The organism is Streptomyces sp. NPDC101181, assembly GCF_044767975.1.
Lineage (GTDB): Bacteria > Actinomycetota > Actinomycetes > Streptomycetales > Streptomycetaceae > Streptomyces.
Genome location: NZ_JBIWOX010000009.1, coordinates 174,766 through 188,083 on the forward strand (window position 1 = coordinate 174,766; position 13,318 = coordinate 188,083).

Below are 13,318 nucleotides of genomic sequence, written 5' to 3' on the forward strand. Positions count from 1 at the left end.
GGGTACGGCGCCGACGCACGCGGCGCGGGCACCGCCCGCGACCGCGACGACGCCGCCCGGCAACGCGGCGACCAGCGGGCGCAGGCCGTGCGCGAGCTGTTCGTCGCGAAACTGACCCACGCGCTCGCCACCCTCCAGGCCCACCTGCCCGCCGGGCGGCCGCCCGTGCGGGCCGGGGACATCACCGTCACCGCCCGGGGCCGCATCCGGGTCCCGGCGCAGGGCGTCACCGTCGGCCCCGACCGGCGGATCAGCCACCCGGACCTCGGCCACCAGGCGACCATCGCCGTCGCCTCGCCCGGACACGCGGCCGCCGTGGAGACCCTGGACGCCCTGCGCCGGACGGACCGCAGGCCCGCCTCCGCCACCCTGCGCCGGGGACCGCTCGACGTGGACGCGGTGCTGCGCCGGGTGCTCCACCTGTCCCCGGCGGTGCTCGTCGACCCCGAGATGCGCCGGGACCTCTACACCCTGACCGAGCGGGCCCGCACCGCGGGCCGCGCCACCAGCCTCGCCGCCCTCACCGCCTTCCACCTGGAGGAACAGGGCGTCCTGGCCCCCGACCGCGCCCGGCACCTCGCCGAACAGGGCAACCGGGTGCCGGGACTCAACTGGACCGGCCCCGACGTCGTGGACGCCACCACCTTCTTCGTGGACCGGGTCGACGCCGGACAGCCCGGCGCCCAGGGCCCGTCCGACCTGGCGCCCTGGATGTTCGACACGGTCTACCCGGTGCTGGCCGACGGCAGCCACGACCGGGTGGACGCCCTGCTGCCGGACGGCAGCACCTGGCAGCTGGACGAGGCGGAGTTCGCCGAGCTGGTCGCGGCCGACCTGGCCCGCAACCCGCTGCCCCAAGACGCCGCGATCGTGCTGGCGGTACCGATGTCGGGCGACCGCTACCTCGACCTGCCGCGCGCCCTCGCCGACCGGACCGGCCGCACCGTGTGGACCCACAGCGGCATCGCCCAGCGCCACCCCGATGCGGCCTCGCCGAACGCCATCGCCGTCCTGCACCGCGACGGGCTGCCCGACGGGTCATGGCTCCCGCAGCGCCCCGGGCTCGCCCCGGAGCACGACGGCCCCGACTGGCACCGGGACGTGCTGACCCAGCCCATCGTCAGCTCCACCACCGGACGCCAGATCGGCCGGACCCTGCACGCCCCCGCCGAACTGGTCGGCTCCCGCGAGACCTTCGCCGACCTCGACCAGATGAAGGTGTACGTCCACTACAACGTGGCCACCGGCACCTACAGCGCCAAGCTGCCCATGACGGACCCGGGCCCGAAGGACAAGGCGTACTTCCTCGCCGGGCACGGGATCCCCGGACGACTGGACCTGCCGCTCGTCGCGGGCGGCTCCCGCTCCGCCGACCGGAAGGAGGCGGGGGAGTGGCTGCGCAGGCGCAAGAGCCTCTCCACGCTGCCCAAGGACCACTGGGTCGACCTGGTCGTCTGCTACTCGGCAGCCCCGACCGACGACACCCTCCAGGACATGTCCCAGGTCGGCGACTCCTTCCCGGTGCCGTTCGCCGCCGACCCGCTCGCCGACGACGCGCTGTCCCTGGGCCAGCACCTGGCGAACGTCACCGGCCGCACGGTGCGCACCTCCTACTCCCTCCAGGGAACGGGCCGCTACCAGGACGAGTCGCTGCGCGTGCTCTTCACCGACCCGCGGGGACGCCGCTGGTGGTGGGAGACCGCCCGTCCCGAGCCCGACGAGGCGGAGCTGGACCGGCTGGCCGGCCTGGCCGGTTTCGAAGGCGCGCCCACCCCCGCCGTCCGGTCCGAACTGCTGCGCCTGGTACGGGCCCTGAAGCTCGTCGTGGGCCCGGACGTCCAGGACGCCGACGACTTCCCGGCTCTGCTGCGCGGCGCCGCCGCCGTCGTCAACATGTGGTTCGCCGACCCCGCCCTCCAGCCCACCGGCCCCTTCTCGCCGGACCTGCTGCGCCGCGTGATCGCCGCCCACCCGCTCGCCGCCTCCGGGGTGGACCGGAGGACCACCGCCGCGGTGCTCGCCGACGCCGCCCGCGCCTGGAGCGGCACGAAGACCCCGGTCAGCGGGTTCGTGAACCTGCCGGTGCCGCTCTCGGCCGCCGCGTGGCTCGCCGACACCGCGGCCGTGGACGCGGCGGCGGTCACCGCGCTCGGCCTCTCCGGCCCCGACGCCGCCGCCCCCCACCGGCCCCGAATGTTCTGGGCGCGGGTCCGGGCCGAGGAGACGCTGGCCGGACCGGACGGGGACGCGCTCACCACCCGCGCCCTGCGGCTGGACCCCGCCGTCGACATCGACGACACCCTGCGCGACCGCGCCCGCACCCTCCTCACCCGGGGCTTCGCGGCGGGCCGCGACATGACCGACCCCGATGTCGCCGGGGCCTACGCCCTGGAGGCGGAAGGCGCCTTCACCACCACCGGCGTGATGGTCGACCTGTCCGGTGACGCAGGCGGCGGCCGCGACTGGCTCGACCGCTCGTCCTTCCTCCCCGAACTGGAGCGGTTCCGGCTGCGGACCGGGACGACGGACACCGAGCTGACCGCGCCCTGGGCGGGCCAGGACGCCGACGGCAAGAACCGGCCCACCCCTTACATCGTCCGCGCCTCGGTCAACCCCGACGACGGCGACGTCCTGGACGTCGACCTCGGCGGAACCCCGCACCGCGTCACGCCCGCCGAATTCGCCGAACTGCTGGCCGCCGACCCGGTGCTGCGGCGCAAGGCGCTCACCACTCCGGTCCTGCTGGCCCTGGAGGGTACGGACGGACCGGCCGCCGCCGTCGCCGAGGCCGCCGCCCAGCGGCTCGGGCGCAGCGTGTGGTGGAGCCCCTTCCCGGTGACGCTGGCCACCCCGGACGGGGGAGGCATCCAGATGCCGACCCTGCTGGACTCCCTGCCCCGGCTGGTCAGCCCGACGGCCGCCGACTGGCAGGAGGCCCGCCCCGCCGCCCCGGCCCGCGACGAGGAGGGCACGCGCCCCGTCGCCCCGCCGATCCCCGCGACTCTCGGGAACACCCCGACGGCACCGGCCTCCCAGGTGTCGGCGACCCCGGAGACGGCGAAGCCGTCGGAGACCCCCCGGGCCGGGACCTCCCGGGCCCCCGAAGCCGTACGGCCGCCGGAGCCCGCCCCCGTACCGGACCAGGCCCCCGCCGCCGAGCAGCCCGCCACCGAGCAGCCTGCCGCGGAGGAGACCGTCCCCGCGCCGGAGTCCGGGCGGAGCCGTACGCGAGGAGCGGCGCGCTCCTCGGCCGGAGACGCGATGGAGGGCGTCGAGTTCACCTCGGCCCCGCAGCCCGCCGCCCCGGTGCCCACTGCCCCGATCGTCACCGCCCCGGCCCCCGAAGCGCCGGTCCGGCCGCTGCCGCCGCTGCCCGGCCGGACCCTCGTCGCGTACGGACGGGACGAGACGACCCCGTCCGCGCAGGGCGAGCAGACCCTCGCCCGGCTCGCCGCCCAGGCCGCCGCCACCGGACTGCGCAACTGGCGTGCGGGCGCCACCCCGCCCCGCGTGGACATCACGGGTTACGGCGCCGACGCCCAGCTCGCCGGCGGAGCCTCGGGCCCGCCCGCGATGCGGCGGGCCACCTCCGCGCGCACCCGCTTCGTCCGGATGCTGACGCGGGAACTCGAACGGCTCCAGCGCGGTGTCCCCGACGGCGAACCCCGGCTGACCGCCAAGGACTACCGGATCGCTGTGAAGGCCCTGGCGAAGGTCCCCGCCGACTGGGTCGCCTCCGGCGGTCTCCAGCAGGTCACCCGCGCCCAGCTGGGCCGCCAGGCCACCGTCGGCCTCACCGAGAACCCCGACGCGCGGGCGGTCCAGAAGCTGGACACCCTGCGCCGCCGGGACCGCGCCCTGCGCGACCGTCCCTTCGACGTGGACGCCATCGCGCGCCGCGTGCTGCACCTGGACCAGGACACCGCCGTCGACCAAGACGACAGGGCCGAACTGTTCGCCCTGGTCGCCCGTGCCACGGCGGCAGGCCGGGCGACCGGCGTGGCCGCGCTGGCGGCGTTCCACCTCGTCGAACTGGGAGTCACCGCGCCGGACCGCGACCACCACTTCACCGTGGGAGGACAGCGCACGCCCGGACTGAACTGGAGCGACGAGGACGCCGTCGAGATCGACCCCACCCGCGGCCACGTCCTGCCGCTGACCGCGAACCGGATGACGGTGCCCACCGTCCCCGTCCCGTGGGCGAACGGGCCCGTCCCCTACCTGGTGGCCGCACGCGGCGGGCAGGACCGGGTGGAGGCGGTGCTGCCGGACGACACGACACGCGAGCTGGCCATGGACGAGTTCGTGGAGCTGGTCGCCGCGGACGTGGCCCGCCAGGCGCTGCCCCCGGGCACCCCCATCGTGCTGGCCGTGCCGTTCGCCGGGGACGGCACCCTGGAGGCCCTGCGGGTGCTCGCCGACCGCACCGGACTGACGGTCTGGGCCCGCAGCGGCGACGTCGTCCTGTCACCCGTCTCCGGCCGGACCGCCACCGTCAACGTCGTCCGCCGCCCCGGCCTCCGCCAGCCCTTCGGGGACTGGGTCCCGACCGTTCCCGGCCTGGCGCCCGACCCGGACGGCGACATACCGGACTGGCACCGCGACGTGGTCAGCCGCCCCATCATCAGCGCCCGGACCGGCCGCCAGATCGGACGCGCCTCCCACCACCCGGCCGAGTTCGCCCGGGACTTCGAGGCGGACGACCGGCACCTGGACCGCATGACGGCCTACGTCCACCACTACCCGGCCACCGACCAGGACTCGGCGGAGTTCGACCTGCCCCGCCCGGGCCCCGAGGACCGGGCCTACCGGCTGGACATGCACGGCTCCCCGGGCCGCCTGGTGTTCGCCCTGCGTGACGGCTCCACCCGCAGCGTCGACGAGCGGGAGGCGGGCCCCTGGCTGCGCCGCCGCAAGAGCCTGACGACCCTGCCGAAGGACCACTGGGTCGACCTGGTCGTCTGCTGGAGCGGCTCCCCCAGGGGCAGCGCGCTGCCCGCGACGGGGCACGGCACCGACGCGTACCCCGGCCCGTTCGTCCCCGACCCGCTGCGCACGGTCTCCATGGCGCAGCACGTGGCCAACGAGACCGGACGCTGGGTCCGCCTCGCCCACAGCTCCCAGAGCACCGGGGAAAGCGGCGGCCGCTACCGCCGGACCCTGTTCGCCGACGCCCAGGGACGGCAGCGGGCCTGGGGCCTGGCCCGCCCCGAACCGGACGACGACGAGCTGGACGAGCTGGCCGTGACCGCGGGGGTGAGCCCCGGTGACGGCGAGGTGTCGCAGGAGATGCGCGACGCCACCCTCCGCCTGGTGCGGGCGCTGCGTACCTCCTTCGGCCCGTACGCCGACGACGAACCGGACTTCGACGACCTGCTGCGCGGAGTGGCCGCGCTGGACCACATGTGGCGCGGCGACCCCGAGCTGGAGGAGGCGGGCCCCTTCACCCTGGACCTGCTCCAGCGCGTCGTCGCCGCCCACCCGGCGGCCGCCTCCGGCACGACCCGGCAGACCACCCGCGCGGTGCTCGCCGCCGCCGCGCGGCACTGGGCACAGGACCCCGACAGCGGACTTGAGGGCTTCGTCTCCCTGCCCGACATCAGGATCGCCGCCGACTGGCTCCAGGAAGGCGGCGTCGAGGAGGAGGCCGCCGCCGTCCTGCGCCTGGACGCCGACCGGATCGGCGAGGCCGAGATGTCGCGGATGTTCTGGTCCCGGGTCAAGGCGGAGGAGACGCTCTCCCGGCACGAGGCGGACCCCGACCGGTTCATCGCCCGGCTGCTCCACCTGCCCGCCGACGAGCGGTCGCCGCTGGGGGAGGACCGGCGGGACGAGGCGCTGGACGTGCTCACCCGGGCCTTCGCGGTCGGCCGCGACGCCTCGGACCTGGACGTCGCGGCGGCGTACAGCCTGGTGGAGCGGGACGCCTACCGCGCGACCATGACGACGCTGAAGCAGGGCTCCGCCGAAGGCACCGGACGGGACTACACCGACAGCCGGCCCCAGGAAGCGGAACTGAACCGGTTCCGCACCCCGGCCGGGGCGCACGACGCACCCTGGGTCCGCGAGACCCGCGGCAAGGACCCCGTCCCCTACCTGGTGCAGGTCGCCGCGGACCCGGACGACCCGGATCTGCTGCGGGTGGCGTGGCGGGGCGAGACGTACCGGGTGACGCTCGGCGAGTTCACCGAACTCGTCGCACACGATCCGCTGTTGCTCGGCCGCGGCCTCTCCAAGCCGGTCGTCCTCGCCTTCCCCGGCCCGGCGGCCGACCCCGAGGGCACCGCCGACCGCCTCGCCCAGCGCCTCGGCCGGACCGTGTGGTGGACCGGCTTCCCCGCCGACCTCTCCGCCTCGGACGACTCCGGCGAGCCCGTCCTCACCCTGCACTCCACCGCCGACGGCGACACCCCCGGACCCGCGCCCTGGGAGCGGGCCCGCCCCACGCACCCCGCCACCGCCCAGGACGCCCCGCGCACGCTCCCGGTGCCGCTGCCGCGGACCGCCGGGCACGACGACCGGCAGGAAGAGCCCGACCCCGTCTGGGCGTTCGCGCCGTCCCCGGCCGACCCCGGCACGAACCGGGGCACGGACCCCGCCCCCGCACCCGACCGTGACACGGCCGCCGACTCCGACTCCGAGTTCGACTCGGACACGGACGCGGACACGTCCTCCGAGACGTCGGAGGCCGCCTCGGACAGCCCCTCAATCCCGTCGGACATCACCCCCTTCCTGCTCTCCGACGCCACTCGGCTGACCGATCCCTCGGGCGCGGCCCGGGGCCGCGACTGGACCGGGGCCGGACCGGGGACCGTGGACCTGACGCGGGTACGGCTGCGTCGTCGGCACGGTGACCTGCCGCAGGTCTCCGAACAGACGGCACCCTGGGGGAGCGAGGCCTACGTCATCGCCGCGGAGGGCGGCCAGGAGGAGCTGTTCGCCGCCGGAGCCGAGCTCGACCCGGACCGGCTCGCCGACGTGCTCGCCGACGACCCCGAGCTGGCCCTGCTCCCGCCGGACGTCCCGGTGGTCCTGGCCGCCCCCTACGCGGGTGCGCAGGACGGCCGCCTGGCGCACGCCGTGGCCCGCCGACTGGGCCGCCGGGTCTGGGCCCCCAGCGGCGAGGGCTACCTGGAGAGCCCGTCCGGCGAGCCCGCCGCCGACCACGAGTCCGACGACGCGACCGACGCCACGGGCACGGAGCCGCGCGTACCGACCCTCCTCGACGCCGACCCGAACGCCCCCTACGGCGACTGGGTGCCCTTCGACCCGCCGGCCGAGGGGGCGGAGCCGCCCACCGAGGACCGCGAATGGACCACCGTGGACGGCATCCGCTTCCGCGACAGCGATGTGGAGACCCGCCCGCTGGTCGGCTCGGACCACCGCTTCGAGGGCCGCGAGTCGATGCCGGACGACGGCCGGGGACGGCTGCGGGAGCGCAGGCTGCGCCGCTGGCGCGAGATGCGCGAGCGCACCCACGTGCTCCGTGTCGACGACACCTACCAGGAGGTCGGCTCCGAGGAGGTCGCCCCCGACCCCGAGGCGTCGGTCTACACCTTCCACGCCCACGGGGTGCCCGGCGGCCTCAAGCTGGTCCACCGGGACGGGCGGGTGCTGCTGCTCGGCGCGGAAGACGGCGGACGCTACGTCGGCGGACTGCCCGAGGTGGTCTCCCGCGCGGCCGGGGACGGACTGCACCTCGCCAGCTGCTACGGGGGCGTCGCGGGCGACCCCCTCCGTCAGCAGCCGCTGACCCGCCCCGCCCCGCCCGTCGAGGACCCTTGGGAACAGGTCCCCACCGCTCAGCACGCCGCCAACCACAGCGGCCGCACCACGACCGCCGCCACCGGCCGCACCGGCTACAACGACACCGTCCGCCTGCTCGCCGCGACCCCGGACGGCACCCTCGCCCGGATGGAGACGTTCCACCCCGAACCGGTGCACACCACGGAGCAGGTCGCCGAGGCGGCGGGCCTACGCCCCCTCACCCACCCCTCGGGCGTGGCCGCCTGGGACGGACCGGAGCCCCGCGCGCTGCGCCTGGTCCGTGCGCTGCGCCAGGTCTTCGGCCCCGACGTGGAGGCGGACCGCGACGTGCCCGGCGGCCGCCACGAGCGGCTGCTCCGGGGCATCGGCGCCCTGGAGAACCTGCGCGCCGCCGACCCGGCCCTCGCCCCGCGCACCCCGCTGCGGCGCGAGCTGTGGGACCTGCTCGCCACCCCGCCGGACGGCTCCCCGCCCACCACCGCCGCCTACGAGGCCGTCCTCGACCGCGCCCTGGCCGCACCGGACGACGCCACCCTGACCGAGGTGTGGGACGCCCCCGCGCTGCGCACCGCGCTGGATCGGCTCGACAAGGGCGGTGACGCGGCCGTACGCACCGTACTGGGACGCCCCGCCGAGGCCATCGACCCCGCCGAGGCCATCGGACCGCGCGACCGCGCCCGCGCCCTGTGGGCGATGGCCGGGGCGTCCGCCCACCTGGCGGCCCTTTCCCCCGCGGACCGCGAGGAGTTGGGGCGCACGTCGCTGCACCTGCCGGACTCCGCACCCTGGGACGATGCGGCCGACGCCCGGCTGCACGCCCTGGCCGAGCGGGCGACCGCCGCCGGGCACCGGCCCGGGGACCCGGGGGCGCTGGCCGTCCTCCACCTGGAGACGCTGGGCGCGTTCACCGGCGCGAGCCACCTGACGACGCCGGACGGAAGGCTCCAGGGCCGCAACTGGGGCGCCGCGGCGCTGACGCGCGGACTGGACCCGCTGCGGCTCGCGGAGACCGGCCCTGCCGAGCCCGCGCGGACCTCCGGCCCCGCCGGAACCACGGAGCCCACCGACAGCGCCGACCCCCCGGAGCCGACCGGTCAGGACGCGGACGTGACCAGCAGCCGGTTCGCCCCCTGGGTGGAGAACGGCGACCCCGCGCCCTGGTTCGTCCACGCGGGGACGGACGAGTCCGGCGCGGTCGTCCTGCACCTCCCCGAGGGCACCGTCCACGTCTCCCGCCAGGAGTTCTTCGCGCTGCTGGAGGCCGACCCGGAGCTGACGGCCCTGGGCCGACGACCGCTGGTGCTGGCGGTGTCCGGTCCCGGCGCCGGACCGGACACCGAACTGGAGGAGTTCGCGCTGCGGAACGACCGGACCGTCTGGAGCCACGCCGGACCGTTGCGGGTCACCGAGGGCGAGACGACCGGCCCCGCCACGCTCACCACGCGGACGCACCCGGCGTCCCCCGACCGGGACGCCTCCGAGCCCACCGCCTGGCACCGCACCCGCCCGCGCCTGCCGTTCGTCACGCCCCCGGCCCCGCTCGGGCCGGAAGCGTCCACGGCCGAACCGGCGGAACCCACGCCCGGTCCGGAGGCGTCCACGGCAGGACCGGAGACGTCGACACCCGAACCGGCGGAGCCCGCCGCCTGGATGGCGGACCAGCCCGCCCCCGCGCCGCCCGCCGACGACCCCCTGCCCTACTCGGCGGACGGCGGGTTCGACCAGCGGTTCGCCGAGACGCTGGAAGCCTTCCCGGTGGTCGAGGCCACCGACCGGCACACCGTCTGGGGGTTCGGCCAGGAGGACGCGGAGTTCCACGTCTTCGCGGCGGAGATCCCCTCACTGGGGCTGCGCGGCGAGTACACCGCGGACGGGCCGTCCGCCGGAGGCGTCACCGACATGTCCGGGCGCGTCCACCGCGAGGGGCCCGCCTGGGACTGGTACCTCCCCGGCCGCGGTCTGGTCGCCTCCTCCCGCCTGCTGACGGTGCCCGAGAGGCCGGGCCCGGACGGTCCCCCGCCCGTACCGGTCGGCTGGCCCACCACCGGGCCGGTCAGCCCGAGGCCGCCCGTCGACCCGGCCACCGTCGCGGCCGACCCCGCGGCCCTGGCGGGGGCGGCGCTGCCCGACGCCCTGTGGCGCGACCACGACGGCCCGCTGTACCGCTTCAGCCCGGACGGCCCCGAGCGGGTCTTCAGCGAGGGGCTCAAGCCCTACGGCCCCGAGATGGTGCATCTCATCGACCACGTCTACGGCGGCAGCAGCCTCGTCCCCGACACCGTCTTCGCCAGTGCCACCGCCAACCGGCACTACGTCCGCGACAGCGCACGCGCCAACCCGCTGGGAGCCGACGCGCTGCACCGCCGCTACCGCTGGCGCTACGACGTCGCGGCGCCCGGCGGGATCGACGTCAACGCCACCCTGGGGCTGGCCTCGCCCTTCCCGGACCAGGAGGAAGTCCTCTTCCCGGGCGGTGTGGCACGCCGCTACATCCGCGGCGCCCAGCCGATGGCGTACGGCATCCCGGTCGGACCGTACGTCCCGAACCCGCACTTCGCTCCGCCCGCGCCGACCGAGGACGCGGACTTCGCCGGACCGACGGACCCGGCGGCGGACCCGGTCCTGGAGTCCTTCCCCAGCCTGTCCCTGGACACGGACGGGGAGTCCGAACCGGACGACGACCCGCGCCCGTTGCTGTCGCGGGACGACGATTCGGACGATGACGATCCGCGTCCGCTGCTGTCGCGGGACGACGACTCCGACGATGACGATCCGCGCCCGTTGCTGTCGCGGGACGACGATTCGGACGATGACGATCCGCGTCCGCTGCTGTCCCGGGACGACGACTCCGACGACGACATCCCGCCGAGCGGCCCGGAGCGGCCGGCCGGCCGGACGGACACGCCGACCCCGGCCGGGCACCGGCAGCCCGCCGCATCCGGCACCGACGCGTCCGCGGAGCCCGACGACGCGGTCGAGAGCCGGCCCGCGCCCGCCTGGGCCCTGGCCCGCGTCCGCTACGCGCAGGAAGCGCTGTACTTCGAACAGCGGCTGGCAGCCCACCTGGGGGAGAACCCCCAGATCAACCAGGAGTTCGCCAAGGTGGTCCGGGCGTTCTGGGCGATCGCGCTGCACAACGGAGTCGACTACCGGCTGTTCGGCCATGACAGCGGTGTGAACGGCGGCGCGGTCGGCACGGGGTACGACACCCTCGTACGGGTGGTGGAGTCGGGCAACCTCCGCGAACGGGTCACGTTCCTGTTCAACGGCGTCGCCACCAACCTCGTGCCCTACCTGATGGGCGGCGTCGAACCGCAGCACCCGGTGATCGGGATCGAGCGCCGCGACCGGCACCCCAGCGAGCAGCTGAAGCGGTACGAGCGTGAAGTGGACGAACTCAAGGAGGCGGAGCTCGACCCCGAGGACGAGGCCCAGGAGATGGAGGAGCTGGAGGCGCTGCTCCGCACGCCGCTGCGGCCGCACGAGGTGTGGCCCGCGCTCAGTCCCGCCGAACGCCGACTCGCGGTGCGCGACGGTGTGCTGCTCTGGTCGCCCGCGGGTCAGATGCACACGCTGCCGATGGCCGCCGACTTCCAGGCCCGCTCCGAGGACTCCGGCGGACTCGTGCTGACGGGCACGTCCGGCAGCGCCTACCGCATCATCACCCACGTGGCCAGGCTGAACCGGCTCGCCGGGGTGCCCGTGGACCTGGGCCTGATCCGCTCCGGGCTGGTGAGCATCCTGGTCGGCGTCGGTCACCACAGCTTCCACGAGGTGATGACCGGGGCGCAGCACGCCCTGGACGAGATCGACCCCGCGGCGACCACGGTCTACAGCAACAACTGGGGCCGCTACTGGGACGTTCTCCCGCTGACCGAGGAGGAGCTCCGGACTTACGTCGCCCGCGAGGGGCGGTTCCCCGACGAGCACGCCAGACTGCTGCTGGCCGCGCTCCAGGAGCAGGAGCGGCAGCAGGGGCGCCGCGCGGACACCGATCGCGCAGCTGAGGGAGAGCGATGAGAGCAGAAGGACCCGGCGTGCCCGCGGCCGACGGTGACGACTCCGGGGGACGGCCCGGATCGGCGCCTGGGTCAGCGCCCGGCGCGGTCAGGGCCGGAGCGATCTCGGTCGGGCACCCCGACTTCCCGGTGCCGCCCGGCGACATCGTCACGGCCGGGCGCGAGGCGCCGAACCACTGGCTCTCGGTGACCGACCGGCACTGGCTGGGGGAGAGCGACGACGCGTCGCCGCCGCCCTGGGCGGTCCTGGGCCGCTGGCGCAGCGACGCGCACGGCGAGATCGTGGCGTGGGAGCCCAACCCGGACTACCGGCCGTCACCCGCCGCACGCGGCTGGGCCCCTCCGGTGAGCGACGCCGACGCCGCCGTACAGCTGGCGGCCACCGGCTACGGCCCCGAGGAGGACGTGGCCCTGGCCCTCGCCGAAGCCCCGGCGCTGGCCGTCTGCGTGACCGGTGACGGCGACCCGGCGTGGACACGGCTTCCCGGGGGAGTCCGGGCCCTCCCGGTCTTCCCGGAGTCCCCGCGGGCGGCCGCGGACCGGCTGCCCGCGCATGTCGTGATGACGCTTCCCGAGCTTCTCCAACGGCTGCCGCCCGGCGGGGACGTGGTGTTCCTCAGCGCGTCCGCCCCGGCGTCCCAGCTCGTCCGCGCGGACGAGCTGCGGGCCCGCTGGCGGGAGACGGCAGGCCGCCAGGAGACAGCGGACGGACCGGCTTCGGGCCCCCTCACCGACCGACCGGAACACCGGCATCCGGAATCTGACGATCCCCGGTGAAGGCCCCCAGCGAGCTCCGACGATCCCCGACGAATCCCCAGCGAACAGCGAACAGCGAACAGCGATCAGCGAACGAGGACACGATGACCGACCCCGGCGTGGACACCCCCGCCTCCGCTCTGGACCCCGCACCGCCCGAGGAGTTCGTCCAGGCCGCCCGCCTCGCTCCCGACCACTGGCTCTACCTGACCGACCCCGCCTGGAACGGGGAGGGGGCACCGCCGGACTGGGCGGTGGTCGGCCAGTGGCGCTCCGACGCGGCGGGCGAGATCGTCGCGTGGGAGGACAACGAGGAGTACCGCCCCTCGCCGGAAGCGATGGGGTGGCCCGAACCCGCCGACGACGTGGACCGGGCCGTCCAGCTCGCCACCACCGGCTACGGTCCGGCCGAGGACGTCACCGCCGCCCTGGCCCGCGCCGAGGTCGCGGTCCCGGTCACGGCGAGTGGGGATCCGGTGAGCGCGTCCGCCCCCGACGGTACGGCCGTGGTCCCGGTCTACACCTCTCCCCGCTACCTCCAGGGCCTCGGGCAACTCGCCTCCGTGACCCTCCCGGTGGTGGAGCTGCTCACCCGCATCCCGGCCGACCACAGCCTCTGCCTCAACAGCTCGGGCCCGGTCAGCATGGTGCTGACCACGGACGGCCTGGCGGACGTGTTCGCGCTGGCGGCGGAGCGGGAGGAGGGGCGGGACACCCCGGAAGCGACGGAGGAAGGCGGCCCGCCGAAGTGACGGCCCGGCGCCCGTACGGACGCT

At 75.9% G+C, this 13,318-nt stretch carries 3 protein-coding genes (1 of these 3 cut by a window edge); all 3 read left to right on the forward strand.

Annotated elements, in window-relative coordinates:
* A protein-coding gene (locus ACIRRU_RS15970; protein ID WP_403680536.1) for a lonely Cys domain-containing protein crosses the window boundary here: on the forward strand, nucleotides 1-11,787 show its 3' portion. It extends 23,589 nt beyond the left edge of the window; the window shows 11,787 of its 35,376 coding nt (coding positions 23,590-35,376); the start codon falls outside the window, past its left edge; its stop codon occupies nucleotides 11,785-11,787.
* Nucleotides 11,784-12,563: a type VII secretion system-associated protein gene (locus ACIRRU_RS15975; protein ID WP_403680538.1), complete on the forward strand. Its 780-nt coding sequence runs from the start codon at nucleotides 11,784-11,786 to the stop codon at nucleotides 12,561-12,563. Before ACIRRU_RS15970 ends, ACIRRU_RS15975 begins: the two co-directional genes overlap by 4 nt.
* Before the next feature lie 83 nt (nucleotides 12,564-12,646).
* Nucleotides 12,647-13,294: a type VII secretion system-associated protein gene (locus ACIRRU_RS15980; RefSeq protein ID WP_403680540.1), complete on the forward strand. Its 648-nt coding sequence runs from the start codon at nucleotides 12,647-12,649 to the stop codon at nucleotides 13,292-13,294.
* The last annotated feature ends 24 nt before the right edge of the window (nucleotides 13,295-13,318 follow it).